Here is an 18,210-nt window from a genome sequence, read left to right as displayed (position 1 = left end):
GCTGCTGATGATTCGCTCACTGCGTTGGAAGGGTGCCGCCTTCACGGTGCCCTTCCAGCTCGGCTTCGTCTTCCTGTACCTGCTGCCGATCGGGTACGCCGTCTACCAGTCGCTGTACCGGTCGCAGTCCTCCGGGCTGGGGCTCGGGGGTACGACCGACGAGTTCTCCGGTCTGGACAACTACCGACAGGGCCTCACCGACTCGGCGTTCATGGGGTCCGTGCTGCGGGTCGTGCTGTTCGCCTGTGTGCAGATCCCGGTCATGCTGCTGGTCAGCCTGGTGCTGGCGCTGTTCCTTGACGCGCTCAGCTCCAGGATGGCCGGGCGGTTCCGGATCCTGCTGCTGGTGCCGTACATGATCCCGGGCGTGGTCGCGGCCATCGTGTGGCTGAACCTCTACAGCCCGGACGTCGGCCCGCTCACCCCGCTCGGCGAGATCTTCGGGTTTTCCTGGAACTTCTTCGCGCCCTCGATGGTGTGGCCGTCCATCGGCAACCTGCTGACCTGGCACGGCATCGGCTACAACATGGTCATCATCTACTCCGCGCTCCAAGGCGTGCCCCGCGATCTCTTCGAGGCCGCTCGGCTCGACGGGGCCTCGGAGCTGCGGATCGCGCTCAGCATCAAGATCCCGTTCGTGCGGGGGGCGTTGGTGCTGACGGGGATGCTCTCCGTCATCCAGATGCTCCAGATCTTCAACGAGCCGGCGCTGTTCCGGAACGTCACCCCGCAGACGGTCAGTGACTCCTTCACCCCGATCATGATCATCTACAACCAGGCGTTCAACGCCGGCAACTACCACTACGCGGCGGCCCTTTCGGTGCTGCTCGCCCTGATCCTCGGCGTCGCCTCCTTCCTCTTCTACCGGTTCACCTCGAAGGAGGCCGACTGATGACCCTCGTCGAGGAACCCACGAAGAGCACGCCGGTCCGGCGGCTCACCAAGCCCGATCCGGCGGCCCGTTCGCGTGGCGGGCAGCGGTTCCTGCTCGTCGGGCTGTCTCTGGCGAGCGTCTACAGCCTGTTCCCTGTGTGGTGGCTGGTCGTCGCGGCCACCAAGGACCGCACCGGGCTCTACCAGTCCAACGGGCTGTGGTTCTCCGGCTGGCACCTGTGGGACAACCTGCGTCAGCTGTTCACCTACGAGCACGGCATCTTCCTGCGCTGGACGGCCAACTCGTTCCTGTACGCCGGGGTCGGCTCGCTGGGCGGCACGCTGCTGGCGCTCGCCACCGGTTACGGCCTCGCACGCTTCGACTTCCCCGGCCGCAACCTGGTGTTCGCGTGCGTGGTCGGTTCCTTCCTGATCCCGATCGCGCTGCTCACCCTGCCGCTGTACCTGCTGTTCTCGGAGATCGGCCTGGTCGACACGCCCTGGGCGATGCTGATCCCCTGTCTGATCAACCCGTTCAGCGTGTACCTCGCCAAGGTCTACACCGAGGCCACGATCCCCTTCGAGCTGCTGGAGGCGGCCCGTATCGACGGTGCCGGGGAGCTGAGGATCTTCTTCAGCATCGTGCTGCGGATGATGACCACCGGCGGCGCGACGGTGTTCCTGCTGGCCTTCGTCAACACCTGGAACGCCTTCTTCCTGCCGCTGACCGTGCTGCGCGGCGAGAACAACTGGACGCTCAACATCGGCCTCTACAACTGGTCCGGCAAGCGCCTGGAGTCCGGCGTCGACCTCACCAGCCTGGTCCTCACCGGCGCCCTGCTGTCCATCGTCCCCATGGCGATCATGATGGTCGCGATGCGCCGCTACTGGCGTTCCGGAGTCACCCTCGGAGCCCTCAAGTGACCCTGCTGCACAACCCGGTGATCCGGGGCTTCGCCCCCGACCCGTCGATGGTCCGCGTCGGCGACCGGTACTACGTGGCGACCAGTTCCTTCGAGTGGTTCCCGACGATCCCGCTGCACCGCTCCCGCGACCTCGCGCACTGGGAGTACGCGGGCCATGTCCAGGGCGCCGTCCCGGGCGACTCCCTTGCGGGCGTCCCCGATTCGGGCGGCATCTGGGCACCCTCCCTGAGCTGGGACGGCGAGCGGTTCTGGGTGGTCTACTCGATCGTCCGCTCGGTCGGCACTCCGTACTTCGACACGGACACCTATGTCTGTACGGCGACATCGGCGTCCGGCGAGTGGACGGCACCGCGGCGGATCGCGAGCCATGGCTTCGACCCCGCGCTCTTCCACGACGACGAGGGCCGGCTATGGCTGCTCAACCTCCAGAACGACCACCGCCCCGGCGGCCGGCGCTTCTCCGGGATCGTGCTGACCGAACTGGACCGGGAGACGCTGGCGCCCGTCGGTGACACCCACCTGCTGCTCCAGCACGAACGGCTCGTCGAAGGGCCGAAGCTCCTTCGGCACCAAGGCTGGTACTACCTCGTCCTCGCCGAGGGCGGCACCGGTTTCGAGCACGGGGTCCTGGTCGCGCGCAGCCGGGAGATCACCGGCCCGTACGAGCTGGACGACCGGCCGCTGCTGACGTCCCGGGACGACCCGTCGCTGCCGCTGCAGAAGGCGGGGCACGGCGAACTGGTCCAACTACCGGATGGCAGCTGGGTGTTGAGTCATCTCGCCGCCCGCCCGCTGGACACGCCGGACGGGCCGCGCTGCCCGCTCGGCCGGGAGACGGCGATCCAGGCGGTGACGTGGGATGCGGAGGGCTGGCCGAGGATGCGGCACGGGGGTTCGCATCCGGCGGTCGAGGTCGACGTATCCACGCAGCCCGGGCCGGCGGAGCAACTCACCGTGTCCGGTGCCCCGTTGGCCTGGCCCTGGAGCACCCTGCGTGCCGCGCCCGATGCGTCCTGGGCCGACACCGGCGCCCGCCCCGGCTGGATCCGGCTGCGGGGGCGGCACGGGCCGGAGTCGCGGTGGGCGCACAGTCTGCTGGCCCAGCGGATCACCGAGCACCGGGCGGAGGCCGAGGTCACCGTGGAGGCCCGGCCGACCACGTTCACGCAGGCCGCCGGTCTGGTGCTCTGGTACGACACCGCGTCCTATCTGGCCCTGGACCTGACCTGGGCGGAGCCCGAGGGCGAGGAGCAGCGTGGCCAGCAGTGGCGGGGCGGCGGGCGGACCGTGCTCCGCCTGGTCGAGCGGGACGAGGGCAGCACCCGGCAGGTGGCCGTGGTCGACGTGGACACGGAAAGCGCCTTCACACTCGGGGTGACCGTGGTGGAGGGAGTGGCCCGTTTCTGGTTTCTCGACATGGAAGGCGAGCGGCAATTCATCGGTCCGGAGCTGGACTTCACCCATCTCTCCGACGACCACGGGTCCAGGCTCCGGTTCACGGGCGCGATGGCCGGAATCCATGCCGTGGACCTGGTCGACGCGGCCTTCACGGCTGACTTCACCGGGTTCCGCCTGAGCTGCGGGTAGCGTTCGAGGTTTCGAAAGTCAGGGGGACTCGACGACCGGCCGAGCCCGACCTCTTCCCGACTTCAGCGGGCGAACCTAGGGTAGGAAGCGCTTACTGTTTCGCGCTTGCTGTTTCCGCGCTGGTCGAAACTTTCATGGCCCTCGGGCGGGCCGGAGAGGTGGTTCCCGATGGTCCGCACGGGGAGTGCGAGCGTGGCGGCCGGTCCGACGCTTGCGGTCGTGGCCCGGGAGGCGGGCGTGTCGGTGCCGACCGCCTCCAAGGTGGTCAACGGCCGGGAGGACGTGGCCCCCGAGACCCGCCGCCGGGTCACCGAGGCACTGGACCGGCTCGGCTATGTCCGCAGACCGAGGTTCGACGCGGCGAAGTCGTCGGGTCTCGTCGACCTGGTCGTGCACTCGCTGGAGACCTCCTGGTCGGGGGCGGTGCTGCACGGGGTGGAGGCCGCCGCCCACGACGCGGGCCTGGAGGTGGTGGTCTCGGCCGGACTGACCCGGAGCCGGGCCGGACGCCCGGACCGCGGCTGGATGGACAAGCTCACCGCACGCGGCTCCTCCGGCGTGCTGTTCAACCTGGCCGAGCTGACGGCGTCCCAGTACGGCTGGCTGGACCAGCACCGCATCCCGTACGTCCTGATCGACCCGGTTCTGGAGCCGCCGCCGGGCGTGGTCTCGGTGGGCGCGGCGAACTGGCAGGGCGGGGTGACGGCGACCGAGCACCTGCTCGCGCTGGGCCACGAACGCATCGCGGTCGTCGCCGGTCACCAGCGCAAGATGTGCAGCAGCGCGCGCGTGGCGGGCTACCGTTCCGCGCTCGCGGCGGCGGGGATACGGCAGCGTCCCGAGTACGTCCGCCACGCCGGCTTCGACGAGAGCGCGGCCCATCGCCGCACGCTGGAACTCCTCGATCTGCCCGAACCGCCCACCGCGGTCTTCGTCTGCTCCGACCACATGGCCCTCGGCGTGTACGAGGCCCTGGCCGAACGGGGCCTGCGCGTCCCCGACGACATCAGCGTCGTCGGCTTCGACGACCTCCCCGAGGCCCGCTGGACCACTCCGGCGCTCACCACGGTCCGTCAGCCCCTGTCGGAGATGGCGGCGACGGCCCTGCGCCTGCTGGTCCGCATGAGGGAGGGAGATCGCCCGGAGAGCACCCGGACCGAGCTGTCGACGCGGCTGGTGGAGCGGGCGAGCACGGCCCCGCCGCCCGGCTGAACCGTCGACCGGCTGCAGGGGCCACCCACCGCCGGTTTCGTTCAGCTTCGGTCATCCGTGGGCGAGGGGAACTGGCCGGGGCGGACGGGCGTCGAACGATGCGGCGGGGAGGGGGGCCGCTGCCCCTGCCGGGGCGGCGGCGAGCACTTGGGGGACGACCATGACGCGCTGGCGGCCGCTGCCGGACTCGCTTCCGAGGGAGGCGCGGCAGCTCGTCGAACAGCTGCGGCACCTCAAGGACCGTACGGATCTGAGCCTCGCCGAGCTGGCCCGGCGCACCGCGTACAGCAAGTCGTCCTGGCAGCGGTATCTCAGCGGGGCCAAGCAGCCGCCGCGGGGGGCGGTGCAGGCGCTGTGCCGGGTGGCGGGCGCGGACCACGCGCGGCTGCTGGCGCTGTGGGACCTGGCCGCCCCGGTCTGGCCGTACGGCACGGTGGTGACGGCGGTGGCGCCGGAGGTGGCGGTGTCGGTCCCGGCCGGTCTCGAGTACCGGCGGTGGCGTGCGGCTGCGCTGGTCGCGTTCGCCGTCATCGTGCTGCTGGTGGTGGGGGTGCTGTGGGCGTGGCCGTCGGGGAGCGGGTGACGGTACGGCCGCCCGCTCCCCCGCCGGCCGGGGTCAGCCGAGCTGGTCGTAGTACGCGTTCCGCCAGGGGCCGGTGCCCTTGAGCTTGACCCGGTACTTGCCGCCGACCCGCTTGAAGTCGACGTCCCGGCTGTCGCCGTCGTAGCGGACGCCGCCGCCCGGGACGGGGCCGTGGAGCCACTGCTGGGCGAACTCCCAGCTCTGGTCGGTGACCACGCCGTCGTTCTCGGTGAGTCCGTAGCGCTCCTGCCACCACTGGGTGGCGGACTCGGTCTGCGGGCCGAACGAGCCGTCGATCTGGCTCTTGGCGAAGTTGTGCCAGTCCCCGTCCTCGTCCTGCCACTTGGCGCCGTCCGCGTACAGGACGGACTGCCACAGGGCCGTCGCGTTGCCGTTGGCGTGGTCGTCGACGCCCAGGTTCTCCTCGTCCTGCCAGTCGTCGCTGACGACGCCGTTGCCGTCGACGCCGTGGTACGAGGCCGCGTCGGCAGCCGGCGCCACGGCGAGGCCGAGCGTCCCGGCGCCCAGCAACGCGGCCGTCACCATCGCGGCGGCCCGCTTGCGCATGCTCATGGAAGTCTCCCTTTCCGAACCGCCGTGGTTCCCCCCGTGGTTCCCCCTGGAACGGCTCGCTTCGCTTGGCAGCAAAGACTCACAGGGCTGAGGTGCGCACGGCGAGAGCTGCCCGCGTCCCCGGACCCGCGGGGGACGGTCCCTCCCGCGTACGGCGGTGTGGTCCGGGAGCGCGGGCCGTACGGGGACCTGCCGGGACGGGGTGGGACGGGCTCAGGCCCGGCTCCGCTCCGGACGTGCCGCCCAGGTGATCCCGCCGAGCAGATGGGCCCGGAAGCCGGGGTCCTCGTACGCCTCGGCGGCGTGCCCGAGCGCCGTGTAGAAGACCCGGCCCGCGCCCTGCTCCCGGCACCACACCAGCGGATGGTCGGCACCCATCCCGCCGCCTTCGTACGAGGACTCGTCGGCGCAGGCCAACACCCGCACGGATCCTCGGGGGTTGGTCCGGAAGTCGTACCACTCGTCGGTGAACTCCCATACGGCGGGCAGGTGACGGGTGGCCGGGTGGTCGTGGTCCTCGACGCGGACCCTGCCGGGCTGGTACGCGGGGTGCTTGTCGAACCGGGCGCCCAGCAACTCGCCGTAGTAGGGCCAGGTGTATTCGGTGCAGGCGGCCGCGTGCACCCCGACGAACCCGCCGCCCGACTCCACGTGAGCGGCCAGCCGCTCGCGCCCGGCCGGGGTGAGGATCTCACCGCTGGTGGAGAGGAAGACGACGGCGGCGTACCGGTCGAGGGGCCGCTCCAGGTCCGCCAGGTCCTCGCTCGCGTCGACCTCGAAGCCGCCGAGGGCGCGGACGGCGTCGACGGCGGCCGGGATGGAGTCGTGGCGGTAGGCGGTGGTGCGGGTGTGGACGAGGAGTCGGGGAGCCATGTCCTGAGCCTAGAAGGCGTGTCGCCGTACAGGTGTTCCATGGTGCGGTCGGCGGGCCGTAGCCTCGGCGTGGTGAACGCGATTCCCGCACGGCTGGACCATCTCGTCCTCGCGACCCCCGATCTGGCGGCGACGGTCGCCGACTTCACCCGGCGTACCGGTGTCACCCCCGCCCCGGGTGGTGTGCATGTCGGTCTCGGTACCCGCAACCACCTCGTGTCGCTGGGCGGCACCGCCTATCTGGAGATCATCGGCCCGGACCCGGAGCAGCCGGAGCCGACGGGCCGGCGCCCCTTCGACGTCGACACGCTCGCCGCCGCGCGCACGGTGACCTGGGCGATCAGCCCGCCCGACCTGGACGCTGCGGTGACGAGAGCCCGGGCCCGTGGCTACGACCCGGGCGAGATCCGCCCGATGAGCCGTCGCCGCCCCGACGGCGTCCTGCTGGAATGGCGCCTCACGGACGGCGACACCCAGCATCCCTCCGGCCTGGTCCCCTTCCTGATCGACTGGGGCACCTCGACGCATCCCACGGCCTCGGGCCTCCCCACCACTGCCCTGCTCTCCCTGACCGCGACCGCCCCGGCTCCCGACGAGATCCGGCCCCTCCTCGCCGCCCTCGACGCCGAACTCGTCCTCGCCGAGGGCCCGGTGGGGCTCTCCTTCACGGTGGACACCCCGCGGGGGCCGGTGGCCTTCGGCTGACGTGTCCGATTCCTTCAAGACCGGGCGCCGAAGGGCCGCCTACGGTGACGGCATGACTCCACGATTCGATGCCATCGGACTGGTGGCCTCCGACATGGCGGCCTCTGTCGCCTTCTACCGGCGGCTCGGGTTCCCGTTCCCCGAGGGGGCCGAGTCGCAGCCGCACGCGGAGGCCGAACTCCCGGGCGGTGTACGGCTGATGCTCGACACCGAGGAGACCGTCCGCTCCTTCCACCCCGGCTGGCGGGCACCGGCCGGCGGCAGCCGCACCGGGCTCGCGCTGCGGTGCGACAGCCCGGCCGAGGTCGACGCGGTGTACGAGGAGCTGGTGGGCGAGGGCTGGCACGGTGAGCTCAAGCCGTGGAACGCCGTCTGGGGCCAGCGGTACGCGTCCCTGCACGACCCCGACGGCAACGGCGTCGACCTGTACGCCCCCCACGCGGCGGAGCCGCACATGTCACAGCCCGCCGGCGAGTAGCCGCCCGAGCGGCACGCCAGTCAACTCGCGTACGTCCCGCGCGAGATGGGCCTGGTCCGCGAACCCGCTCCGCACTGCCGTCTCCGCGAACGGCACCCCGGCCGTGGCCAGCGCGAGGGCTCGCCGCAGCCGCAGGATCCGGGCCAGGGTCTTCGGTCCGTACCCGAACGCCACGAGCGAACGGCGGTGCAACTGGCGTGCACCGAGGCCGAGTTCGTCGGCGGTCACGGCGACGGGGCGGCCCGCGTCGAGAGAGGTGACGAGGGCGCGCAGGACGGGATCGGGAGGGGCCGCGCGCTCCAGGACGAGGTCTTCGAGGGCCGTGGCGGGGTCGGGTGCCGCGGCGACACGGCTCCGCAGCCGCCGTACCTCCGTCACCGGCCAGAGATCGGTCAACTCGACCCTTCGGTCGCGCAGTTCATGGGCCGGCACCCCCAGGAAGGCGGGCGCGGAACCGGGAGAGAAGCGCAGGCCGGTCCAGGTACCGCGGGCGCCTGTGGTGACGTACGCACGCGTGTCGGGTCCGGCGACGAGCAGTCGCTCCTCGTTCCAGAGCAGGTCCATGCACCCGTCGGGCAGGACGCGTCCGGAGCCGTCGCCGGTCCAGATGACGGCGCCTTCGAGTCTGGACGGCCGTTCCGCGTACACGCCCCCAGGCTACGGCGCGCCGACCCGCAGCCGGAACTCCTGCGGACTGACCCCGTACCCCCTCTTGAACGCGCTGGACAGTGCGAACGCGCTCCCGTACCCCACCTGCCGGGCGATCGCGTCGAGCGTCGTCGTCCCCTCCCGCAGGCGGTCCGCCGCCAGCGCCAGCCTCCACCCGGTCAGATACGCCATCACCGGCTCCCCCACCAGCTCACCGAACCGCCGGGCGAGCGCCGCCCGCGACACCCCCGCCTTGGCGGCCAGGGAAGCCACCGTCCACGGATGCGCGGGATCGTCCTGCATCAGCCGCAGCACCCGGCCCACGACAGGGTCCGCCAGCGCCGCGTACCAGGCGGGCGCCGCCGCCTCGGGCCGGGAGAACCAGGCCCGCAGCGCCGCGATGACCAGCAGGTCCAGCATCCGGTCCAGGACGACCTCCTGACCCGGCTCGTCGCGGACGATCTCCTCCATGAGGAGGGGGGTCAGGGGGCACTCCCACACGTCGGGGGTCAGCGAGAGCAGCGGCGGCAGGGCGTCCAGGAGCCGGTTGCTGATCTCGCCCTCCATCAGGTACGTCCCGATGAGGATCACGGCCTCGCCGTCGAGCCGGTCGCCCCAGGTGCGGACGCCGAGGTCCATGGAGCCGTTCAGGGCCCGTCCGTCGGGGTAGCGGCACTCCGCGCCGGGCAGGATCAGCGCCTGCGGGGCCGTACCAGGGGCGTCGGCGCAGGTGTACGGGTCGGGGCCGCGGGCGATGGCCAGGTCGCCGGGGCGCAGCCGGATCCGCTCGCCCGAGTCGGGCAGGATCACGGCTTCCCCCCGGACCATGAGCATGACCGTCAGCGGCGCCCGGTCCTCCACCCGCACCGCCCACGGCGGGTCGAAACACGCACGGATCATGAAGGCGCCACGCGCCCGCGGTCCTTCCAGCAGGCCTGCCAGAGCGTCCATACGGTCAGCGTAGACGCGCGCGCATGGGAATGAGCCGTTCAGCGATGGCCCCTTGCCGGGCACGGGAGTTGACTCGACGGCATGACGGAGAACGCGCGGAACATGACGGTGGTGGTGACCGGTGCCTCGGGTCGTACGGGCAGCCGAGTGGCGCGGTCCGCGGAGGCCGCGGGGCTGACGGTGCGGGCGGCCTCGCGGGCGCGGGGGTTCGACTGGCAGGACCGGTCGACGTGGGCGCGGGTGTTGCGGGGCGCGGACGCGGCGTACCTCGCGTACCCCTCGGACATCGGCGCCCCCCGGGCCGCCGAGGCGGTCGGGGCCCTCGCGCGGGAGGCCGTGGGGGTGGGCGTACGACGGCTGGTGCTGCTGTCGTCGCGGGGGCAGGACCGGGCGCGGGACGCGGAGGAGGCGCTGCGGGCGTCGGGGGCCGACTGGACGGTCGTACGGGCCGCGTGGTTCGCGCAGAACTTCAGTGAGGGGCCGCTGGTGGAGGAGCTGCGGCTGAGCGGGCAGCTGGTGTTCCCGGCGGGTGAGGTGCGGGAGCCGTTCGTGGACGTGCGGGACATCGGGGAGGTGGTGGTGGCCGCGCTGTCGGCGGGCAACCGGTACGTCGGGGAGACGGTGACCGTGTCGGGGCCCCGTCTGCTCACCTTCGGCGACGCGGTCGCGGAGATCGCGAAGGCGACGGGGCGTGAGCTGACGTACCGGGCGGTGCCGGCACGGGAGTACAGGGAGCGGCTTGTGGGGTTCGGGGTGCCGGACGGGGAGGCCGGCCCGTTGGTCGAGGCGTTCGAGCAGCTGCTGGACGGGCGTAACGCGCATCTGTCGGACGGAGTGCGGCAGGTTCTCGGGAGGGAGGCGCGGGACTTCACGGAGTTCGCCAGGGAGGCGGCGGCAGCGGGGACCTGGAAAGCCTGACGCTGGGCTGCGGCTGGTCGAAGCGGGTGTCGCTCGCCCGCGCAGGGCCGCGGCGCTGTGCCGGCGTGCGGCTCCGCCGGTGGGCGCGACCGGCCCCACCGGCGGAGGCGCGGGACTTCACGGAGTTCGCGAGGGAGGCGGCGGTAGCGGGGACCTGGAAAGCTTGACGCTGGGCTGCGGCTGGTCGAAGCGGGTGTCGCCCGCCCGCGCAGGGCCGCGGCGCTGTGCCGGCGTGCGGCTCCGCCGGTGGGCGCGACCGGCCCCACCGGCGCGCGGCCGACGACGCGCTCCCTCAGGAACCCTCGGGCTTGTGCGGGGGGTGCGTCGTCTTCGCGTGGGCCCGGAAGCGGGAGGTCACATCCTCCGGGGGCAGGAAGCGCGACCACCTCTCCGGGAACTCCGAGGGCATGTCCGCGTCGTCGGGATCGTCGGGGTCGAGGTCCCGGCCCGCCGCCGCACGGGCCACGTACTCCGCGACCTGCGCCTCCCGCATCCGCTCGTTCGCCGCACGGGCCGCCGCCGTGGCCGCCGCCGGCCACACGCGGTCGATCGCGGCGTTCATCGCGGCGCCCACCAGGACCGCGAAGGCCGAGACGCCGATCCACAGCAGCACCGCCACCGCCGCGGCGAGCGAGCCGTAGATCGTCGCGCCCTCGATCGTGCTCTGGAGGTAGATCCGGAGCAGGAAGCTCCCCAGCACCCACATCGCCAGGGCCACCAGCGCGCCCGGGACGTCCTCGATCCACGGTGAGCGCACCGGTACCGACACGTGGTACAGCGTCGTCAGGAAGGCGATGGACAGGATGATCACCACGGGCCAGTACAGGACCTGCACCACCGTCTCCGACCAGGGCACGATCCGCACCACCGCGTCCGGGCCCGCCACCATCAGGGGCAGCGCCACCGAGCCGATCAGCAAGGCCGCGACGAACAGCGCGAACGCCACGAGGCGGGTCTTGACGATGCCGCGGACCCCGTCGAGGCCGTACATGACGGTGATGGTGTCGATGAAGACGTTCACCGCGCGCGACCCGGACCACAGGGCGAACAGGAAGCCGACGGAGATGACGTCGGGCCTGCCGCCCTTCATCACGTCGTCGAGGATCGGCTGCGCGATCTCCCGTACGCCCTTGTCGGACAGGACCGTGCGCGCGGCATCCAGGAGGTTGGCCTCCAGGCTGCTGATGCTGTCGGTGCCGGTCCAGTCGTCGACGTAGCCGAGCAGGCCGATGAGGCTGAGCAGCAGCGGCGGCACGGACAGCAGCGAGAAGAACGCGGCCTCGGCGGCGAGCCCCAGGATGCGGTACTCGATGCACGAGTTGACGGTGTCCTTGAGCAGCAGCCAGGCGGTCCTGCGCTTCGAGACGTTCCGGTAGAGGGCACGGGCCCGGTGGAGCCGGCCGGAGGGCTCTTGAGGGGATTCGCTTGCTGCCTGCACGACCTAAAGGTATCCGCCACGGGAGCGTGCACTCATCCCCGCGTCCCGGTCCGGTGCACGCCCGTGCGGGGAACGCCCGCTCGTGTTCGGTTCCGCCATATCGCGGAAAACTCCCGGCAATCCCGCGGAAATCGTCAAGGAAATCGAACCCCTTTTCTGTCATGAACCCGCTGGCCGGATTTCGCGGACCTGGAAAACGGAATACTCGATGACATATGCACCATCCATCAGGATAGTTCCCCGGTGACGCCACCGGACGAGACAAACGAGCCATACCGTCGATGAACGGCCGACCAGCAAGAAATCGCCATTGACTGAAACGTGCTTGACCCGTTCATGAGCACGTCGAAACAATTCGGATTGCATTCTCAGGGCCTTGACCAAGGCTCGAGCCGACCACCCCGTCCCCGTCGCGTGGTCACTCCAGGCGCATACAGAACCGCTCCTTCTCCTATTCCATTCCGCGCCTCACGGCACTTCCTTTTCTTCCGGAACACCGGAACCACGGGGGTACCTCTTCATGATTTTCCGCTGCGCGATGAACAGCGGGCGATATTCCGCCGTATCCCACTCTGGAGAATTTTCATGCCTGCTCCGTACGCGCCGAAGCAAGCCGTGCCGCGCATCGTGGGGGTCGATGTGGCACGGGGCCTCGCACTGCTCGGAATGTTCTCCGTTCACGTGTTCGGCGCGTTCGACGAGGCCGGATCGCCCACGCCCGCCTGGATGTTCGCGGGCGGCCGTTCCTCGGCGACGTTCGCCGTGACGGCCGGGATCGGACTGGCCTTCACGACCGGCGGTCGCCGGCCGGCGACCGGGCGGCCCGCAACCCTCGCGGTGGCGGCGCGGGCCGGTGTCATCGCGCTGATCGGACTGCTCCTCGGCTTCGCCTCGCGCGCGGCGGACCTGGACGTGGACGTGATCCTGGCGTTCTACGCCCTGTTGTTCCTGATCGCGATCCCGCTGCTGGGCCTCGGCCCGCGGACCCTGGCGGGTCTGTCGCTGGCCCTCGCGGTGGGAGCTCCGTTCGCCGTGCACGCGCTGCGAGGCGTACTGCCCCGGCCCGCCTTCGACGGCGATCCGACCCTCCGGGACGTGGTCACCGATCCGCTCGGCCTGGTGTCGGACCTGCTCGTGCACGGCGACTACCCGGTGCTCGCCTGGACCGCCTATCTGTGCGCCGGGCTCGCCCTCGGCCGGCTGGACCTGACCTCACGCAAGGTCGCGCCCCGGCTCCTCGGGGGCGGTCTCGCACTCGTGGCCGGGGTCTGGCTGGTCTCCTCCCTGGTCCTGTTCCGGTTCGGGGGGCTGCGGCACCTGTGGCGCGCGGAGTTCCCGGGCGTCTCCCGCGCCGAGGCGCTGTGGGACAGCCCCGACGGCGTGACCTGGTGGGCGCTGCTCTCGCGGGCGCCGCACACGACCACGCCCTTCGACATGCTTCTCACCCTGGGCTCGGCGGCGGCCATCCTCGGCGGTGCCCTGCTGCTGACCAGGAGTGCCCTTCTCACGCGGGCGCTCACGCCGCTCGCGGCGGCGGGCAGCATGCCGCTGACCCTGTACGCCGCCCATGTGCTCCTTCTCGCCACCGGCGCGCTCTCCGGCTCCCCCGAGCTCCTGTACGCCGTCATGACCCTCGGAGCGCTCCTGTTCGCCCTCTCGTGGCGGCACGTCGGGCGTGGCCCGCTGGAAACGGTCGTCGCAGGCGCGGCCCGGCGGTGTCGCGAGGCCGTAACACCACCACGCCCCCCGGAACCGGTGGAGGACCCGGTCCGACTTAGCAGGCACACCGAATAGTCCATAAGACCAAAAATAATGATCTAGGAGCTCAAGTGGTGGTAAATCCAGGCGAGATCACGACAGTCGCCCCGGTGGACGGCACCGCCCAGGTCCTCGCCGAGGTGCTGGCCGGGGTCGTGAAGACGGAGCAAGTTCCGCTCGACAGCCACTTCTTCGACGACCTGGGCGCCAACTCCCTGGTCATGGCGCAGTTCTGCGCCCGGGTGCGGAAGCGGGACGATCTGCCGCAGGTGTCGATGAGGGACGTCTACGGTCATCCGACGATCCGCTCTCTGGCGACCGCCCTCGCCGAGGTCCCGGCCACCGAGTCGGCCCCCGCGCGGCCGGCCGAGCCGCCCCCGCCGCCGGGCAGCAGCGCCCGCTACGCGCTCTGCGGCCTCCTGCAGTTCCTCGTCTTCGCCGCGTACTGCTTCGGGGCCGGTGTCGCCACCGCCGAGGGGTACTCCTGGATATCGGGCGCGAACGGCCCGCTCTCCGTGTATCTGCGCTCGCTGGTCTTCGGCGGGGCCCTGTTCCTCGCCCTGTGCACCCTGCCCGTCGTGGCGAAGTGGGTGCTGGTGGGCCGGTGGAAGGAGACGGAGTTCCCGGTGTGGGGTCTCGCCTACGTCCGCTTCTGGCTGGTCAAGGCGCTGCTGCACGCCAACCCGATGGTCCTGTTCACGGGCAACCCGCTGTACGTCCTGTACCTGCGGGCCCTCGGCGCCCGCATCGGCCCGGGTGTCACGATCCTGTCCCACTCGGTACCGGTCTGCACCGACCTGCTGACCGTGGGCGCCGGCACGGTGATCCGCAAGGACGCCCTGTTCCTCGGCTACCGGGCCCACGCGGGCCGGATCCGCACCGGCCCCGTCACCCTCGGCCGGGACGTCTTCGTCGGCGAGAAGACCGTCCTCGGCATCGGCACCTCGATCGGCGACGGCGGCCAGCTCGGCCACTCCTCCGCCCTGTACGACGGCACCGCCATCCCCGCCGGCCGGAGCTGGCACGGCTCCCCGGCCCGCCCCACCGACGTCGACCACGTCCGCGTCCCCGCGACCCGCTGCACCACCCCGCGCCGGGCCGGCTACGCCCTCGTGACCCTGCTCCAGACACTGCTGGTGTACGTCCCGCTCGGCATCGGCGGCACCTTCCTGGTGATGGACCTCGTACCGGCACTGGACCCGCTGCTCGAACCGGACGCGAGGGAACTGGCGTCGGCGGCGTTCTACGCCGAGGCGCTCACGCTGTCCGTGGCCCTGTTCGCCGGTTTCGTGGTCCTCGGCCTCGTCACCGTGACCGTGTTGCCGCGGCTGCTGAACCTGACCCTCAGGGCGGACCGGGTCTATCCGCTGTACGGCTTCCACTACTCGGTGCAGCGCGCGATCGCCCGCATGACCAACATCAGGTTCTTCAAGTGGCTGTGCGGCGACAGTTCGTACATCGTCCCCTACCTGCGGTCCATCGGCTACGACCTCTCGCGCGTCGAGCAGACCGGCTCGAACTTCGGCACCGAGGTGTCGCACGAGACGCCGTACCTGGCCACCGTCGGCAGCGGCACGATGGTCGCCGACGGACTGTCGATCCTCAACGCCGAGTACTCCAGCACCTCGTTCCGCCTCTCGCGGGTCACGATCGGCGGCCACAACTTCCTCGGCAACCACATCGCCTATCCCGTCGGCGGCCGCACCGGCGACAACTGCCTGCTCGCCACCAAGGTGCTGGTCCCGCTCGACGGCGAACTCCGCGAAGGTGTGGGCCTGTTGGGCTCACCGCCCTTCGAGATCCCCCGCACGGTGGAGCGGGACACCCGCTTCGACCACTTCCGCGAGGGCGACGAGCTGCGCCGCCGCCTGGCCGGCAAGAACCGTTCCAACGCCCGCACGATGGCCCTGTTCCTGTTCCTGCGCTGGCTGCACTGGTTCCTGCTGACGATGCTCGGCTTCGCGGCCGTCGATCTCTACGGCGGCCGGGGCGCCCTCGGCGGACCGCTGATCGGCGGTTACCTGATGGCCGGCCTCGCGGTCACCGCCGGCTACTGGGCCCTGGTGGAGCGCGTGATCACCCGGTTCCGGCCGCTGCGGCCGCGGCTGTGTTCCATCTACGACCCGTACTTCTGGTGGCACGAGCGGCTGTGGAAGGTGCCCGACCACCATCTGGCCGTGTTCGACGGCACCCCGTTCAAGAACCTCGTCTGGCGGCTGCTGGGCGTGCGGATCGGCCGGCGGGTCTTCGACGACGGCTGCTACATCACCGAGCGGACGCTGGTCGCGATCGGCAGCGACACCACGCTCGGCCACCACTCCAAGGTGCAGGCGCACTCCCAGGAGGACGGCACCTTCAAGTCCGACCACATCGTCATCGGCGACGGCTGCACCCTCGGCGCGGGCGCGCTGGTCCACTACGGCGTCTCGATGGGCGACGGCGCCGTGCTCGGTGCCGATGCCTTCCTGATGAAGGGCGAGGAGATGCCCGCGGGGGCGCACTGGGGCGGGAATCCGGCGGTGGCGCCGCGAGGCGCCTGAACCGTCCGAACGAAGAGAACTGGGGGAAGAAAGTCATGCAGACAACTCCGCACCGCAGGTCCGGTCCGATACCGGACGTCATCGAGTACGCGGTCCCGCTGCCGGACGGCACACCGACCGATCCCGCCGCGCTGCTCGCGGCCCACACCAGGGTCCTCGCCGCTCTCTCGGGCGGGACGGAGGGCACCGCCGGCGACGAGCTGCGTGTCGCGGTCACCGACGGTGAGCTGCGGCTGCGCTATCGCGCCGGCGCCCTGGACTCCGACGCGGCCGCCCGTGTCGCCGGCTACCACCTCACGGCGCTCGCCCACCCGGACCGCACCAGCCTGCTGTCCGAGGACGAACTCCGCTTCCAGCTGGAGGAGTTGGCGGGCCCGGTCCGTGAACTCCCGGACCGGCGGGTGCACGAGCTGTTCGAGGAGCGGGTCGAGAAGCACCCGGACACCGTGGCCGCCGTGCAGGACGGGCGGCGGTGGACGTACGCCGAGCTCAACGCACGCGCCAACCAGGTCGGCCGGGCCCTGCTGGCCCGCGGTCTCACGGCCGAGGATGTCGTCGCGGTCGTCATGGAACGGAACCTGGACTGGATGGCGGCCGTGCTCGGCGTGCTCAAGGCGGGCGGGGTGTATCTGCCGGTCGAGCCGCACTTCCCGGCCGAGCGGGTCGCGAAGACGCTGTTCCGGGCGGGCTGCGAGCTCGTGGTCACCGAGGACGGCAGCACCGGATCGCTGTCCGGTACGGCCGCCGAGACGCTGTTCGTGGACGCCGCGTACGCCGAGGGCCACCCGGACGACGACCTCGGTATCCCGGTCGCGGCAGGCCAACTGGCGTACATCTACTTCACGTCCGGCTCCACCGGTGAGCCCAAGGGCGCGATGTGCGAGCACGCCGGCTTCCTCAACCATGTGCTCGCCAAGGTGGAGGACCTGGGAATCGGCGAGGACGACGTGGTCGCGCAGACCGCTCCGCAGTGCTTCGACATCTCCCTGTGGCAGCTGCTCGCCGGGCCGGTCGTCGGCGGGCGGACACTGATCGTCGGGCAGGACACGATCCTGGACGTGCCGCGGCTCGTGGACACGGTGGTCCGGGGGCGGGTGAACGTGCTCCAGGTCGTGCCGTCGTATCTGGAGGCGGTGCTCGCCGAGTTGGGGCAGCGGCCTCGCGAACTGCCCGGCCTGCGCTGTGTGTCGGTGACCGGTGAGGCGGTGAAGCGGGAGCTGGTGCAGCGCTGGTTCGCCACCGCGCCCGGGATCAGGCTGGCCAACGCCTATGGCCTGACCGAGACTTCGGACGACACCAACCACGAGGTCATGGACCGGGTGCCGGACGGCGACCGGGTCCCGCTCGGGCGTCCGGTGCGCAATGTGCGGGTGTACGTCGTCGACGAGGACCTGGTCCCGGTGCCGCTGGGCGCGCCGGGCGAGATCGTCTTCTCCGGGGTGTGCGTCGGACGGGGGTACGTCAACGACCCCGAGCGCACCGCGGCCGCCTTCACGGAGGACCCCCACCGGCCCGGCGAGCGGCTGTACCGCAGCGGTGACGTGGGGCGCTGGCGGTCCGACGGCAAACTGGAGTTCCTCGGCCGCCGGGACACCCAGGTCAAGATCCGCGGGTTCCGCGTCGAGATCGGCGAGATCGAGAACGCGCTGCTGCGGGTGGACGGGGTGCGCGACGGGGCCGTCGTGGTCGTACGGGGCAGCCGGCTCGCCGCCTTCTGCGCCGGGCCCGAGCCGGTGGCGGCGGACACCGTACGGGAACGGCTGGCCGTGTCGCTGCCGTCGTACATGGTGCCCGCCGTCGTGCACTGGCGTGAGCACCTGCCGCTGACCGCCAACGGCAAGACCGACCGCCGCACGCTCACCGCGCTCGCCGAGGACCTCGACGCCGGTGCGGCGGACGGTGCGGCGGGCGGGCCCGTGACGGCCGGCGAGCGGCGGCTTGCGGATGCCTGGGCCCAGGTGCTCGGCGTGCCCGCCGACCGGATCGGCCGGCTCGACCACTTCTTCGACCGCGGCGGCAGCTCGCTGTCCGCCGTGCGCCTCGCGATCGCCCTGGACCGGGCGATCACCCTCCAGGACGTCGTCCGCCACCCGGTCCTCGCGGACCTGGCGGACCTGCTCGACCGGCACAGCTGAAAGGAACACCGC

General features: G+C 71.4%; 16 protein-coding genes. 11 read left to right on the top strand and 5 right to left on the bottom strand.

The features are described 5' to 3' along the window. The first annotated feature begins 7 nt into the window (after window positions 1-7). From ABZT06_RS05600 to ABZT06_RS05580, 5 genes are all read left to right on the top strand, one after another. Window positions 8-892 carry a sugar ABC transporter permease gene (locus ABZT06_RS05600; protein WP_355735232.1) on the top strand — a complete coding sequence of 295 codons (885 nt, stop codon included), beginning with the start codon at window positions 8-10 and terminating at the stop codon, window positions 890-892. After that, the gene (locus tag ABZT06_RS05595; protein WP_355735230.1) at window positions 892-1,797 is read left to right on the top strand and encodes a carbohydrate ABC transporter permease; all 906 of its coding nucleotides are present in this window, start codon (window positions 892-894) and stop codon (window positions 1,795-1,797) included. Before ABZT06_RS05600 ends, ABZT06_RS05595 begins: the two co-directional genes overlap by 1 nt. Beyond that, window positions 1,794-3,386, top strand: coding sequence for a glycoside hydrolase family 43 protein (locus ABZT06_RS05590; RefSeq protein WP_355735227.1), 1,593 nt, complete (start codon window positions 1,794-1,796; stop codon window positions 3,384-3,386). Before ABZT06_RS05595 ends, ABZT06_RS05590 begins: the two co-directional genes overlap by 4 nt. Window positions 3,387-3,554: 168 nt before the next feature. Next, the gene (locus tag ABZT06_RS05585) at window positions 3,555-4,598 is read left to right on the top strand and encodes a LacI family DNA-binding transcriptional regulator (protein WP_355735225.1); all 1,044 of its coding nucleotides are present in this window, start codon (window positions 3,555-3,557) and stop codon (window positions 4,596-4,598) included. Window positions 4,599-4,758: 160 nt separating this feature from the next. Next, window positions 4,759-5,181 (top strand): helix-turn-helix transcriptional regulator, encoded by a 423-nt coding sequence (locus tag ABZT06_RS05580; protein ID WP_355735223.1) that lies wholly within the window; start codon window positions 4,759-4,761, stop codon window positions 5,179-5,181. 33 nt (window positions 5,182-5,214) lie between these two features. On the opposite strand, the gene ABZT06_RS05575 is transcribed toward ABZT06_RS05580, so the two are convergent. Together ABZT06_RS05575 and ABZT06_RS05570 are read right to left on the bottom strand one after the other, a co-directional pair. Continuing rightward, complete coding sequence (locus ABZT06_RS05575) at window positions 5,215-5,754, bottom strand: peptidoglycan-binding protein (RefSeq protein ID WP_355735220.1); 540 nt, start codon at window positions 5,752-5,754, stop codon at window positions 5,215-5,217. A gap of 213 nt (window positions 5,755-5,967) precedes the next feature. Next, window positions 5,968-6,627, bottom strand: a complete 660-nt coding sequence (locus tag ABZT06_RS05570) for a ThuA domain-containing protein (RefSeq protein ID WP_355735217.1) — start codon at window positions 6,625-6,627, stop codon at window positions 5,968-5,970. 72 nt (window positions 6,628-6,699) lie between these two features. Here ABZT06_RS05570 and ABZT06_RS05565 point away from each other — a divergent pair, with 72 nt between their 5' ends. Then, on the top strand, window positions 6,700-7,332 hold the full coding sequence (locus ABZT06_RS05565) for a VOC family protein (protein ID WP_355735215.1): 633 nt from the start codon (window positions 6,700-6,702) through the stop codon (window positions 7,330-7,332). 52 nt (window positions 7,333-7,384) lie between these two features. After that, complete coding sequence (locus tag ABZT06_RS05560) at window positions 7,385-7,810, top strand: VOC family protein (RefSeq protein WP_355735212.1); 426 nt, start codon at window positions 7,385-7,387, stop codon at window positions 7,808-7,810. On the opposite strand, the gene ABZT06_RS05555 is transcribed toward ABZT06_RS05560, so the two are convergent. Both ABZT06_RS05555 and ABZT06_RS05550 read right to left on the bottom strand, forming a co-directional pair. Next, window positions 7,790-8,458 carry a helix-turn-helix domain-containing protein gene (locus ABZT06_RS05555; RefSeq protein WP_355735210.1) on the bottom strand — a complete coding sequence of 223 codons (669 nt, stop codon included), beginning with the start codon at window positions 8,456-8,458 and terminating at the stop codon, window positions 7,790-7,792. The genes ABZT06_RS05560 and ABZT06_RS05555 overlap by 21 nt on opposite strands. A 9-nt stretch (window positions 8,459-8,467) precedes the next feature. Further along, window positions 8,468-9,409 carry an AraC family transcriptional regulator gene (locus tag ABZT06_RS05550; protein WP_355735207.1) on the bottom strand — a complete coding sequence of 314 codons (942 nt, stop codon included), beginning with the start codon at window positions 9,407-9,409 and terminating at the stop codon, window positions 8,468-8,470. An 81-nt stretch (window positions 9,410-9,490) separates the two neighbouring features. Between ABZT06_RS05550 and ABZT06_RS05545 the strand changes: the two genes are divergently transcribed. Next, window positions 9,491-10,327, top strand: a complete 837-nt coding sequence (locus ABZT06_RS05545) for an NmrA family NAD(P)-binding protein (protein ID WP_355735204.1) — start codon at window positions 9,491-9,493, stop codon at window positions 10,325-10,327. Between the two features lie 292 nt (window positions 10,328-10,619). On the opposite strand, the gene ABZT06_RS05540 is transcribed toward ABZT06_RS05545, so the two are convergent. Then, a complete protein-coding gene (locus ABZT06_RS05540) occupies window positions 10,620-11,765 on the bottom strand; it encodes a YihY/virulence factor BrkB family protein (protein WP_355735201.1) in 1,146 nt (381 codons plus the stop codon). Window positions 11,766-12,350: 585 nt separating this feature from the next. Here ABZT06_RS05540 and ABZT06_RS05535 point away from each other — a divergent pair. From ABZT06_RS05535 to ABZT06_RS05525, 3 genes are read left to right on the top strand one after another with little or no spacing between them, the layout of a single operon-like run. Continuing rightward, the gene (locus ABZT06_RS05535; RefSeq protein WP_355735198.1) at window positions 12,351-13,559 is read left to right on the top strand and encodes a heparan-alpha-glucosaminide N-acetyltransferase domain-containing protein; all 1,209 of its coding nucleotides are present in this window, start codon (window positions 12,351-12,353) and stop codon (window positions 13,557-13,559) included. A 35-nt stretch (window positions 13,560-13,594) separates the two neighbouring features. Then, window positions 13,595-16,063 (top strand): Pls/PosA family non-ribosomal peptide synthetase, encoded by a 2,469-nt coding sequence (locus tag ABZT06_RS05530; protein ID WP_355735195.1) that lies wholly within the window; start codon window positions 13,595-13,597, stop codon window positions 16,061-16,063. 35 nt (window positions 16,064-16,098) lie between these two features. Next, window positions 16,099-18,198: a non-ribosomal peptide synthetase gene (locus ABZT06_RS05525; protein ID WP_355735192.1), complete on the top strand. Its 2,100-nt coding sequence runs from the start codon at window positions 16,099-16,101 to the stop codon at window positions 18,196-18,198. Window positions 18,199-18,210: the final 12 nt, after the last annotated feature.

The organism is Streptomyces sp. NPDC005483, assembly GCF_040606035.1.
GTDB lineage: Bacteria > Actinomycetota > Actinomycetes > Streptomycetales > Streptomycetaceae > Streptomyces.
Note: the sequence above shows the minus strand (reverse complement) of the source record. Positions and strands in the feature narration are given on the sequence as shown.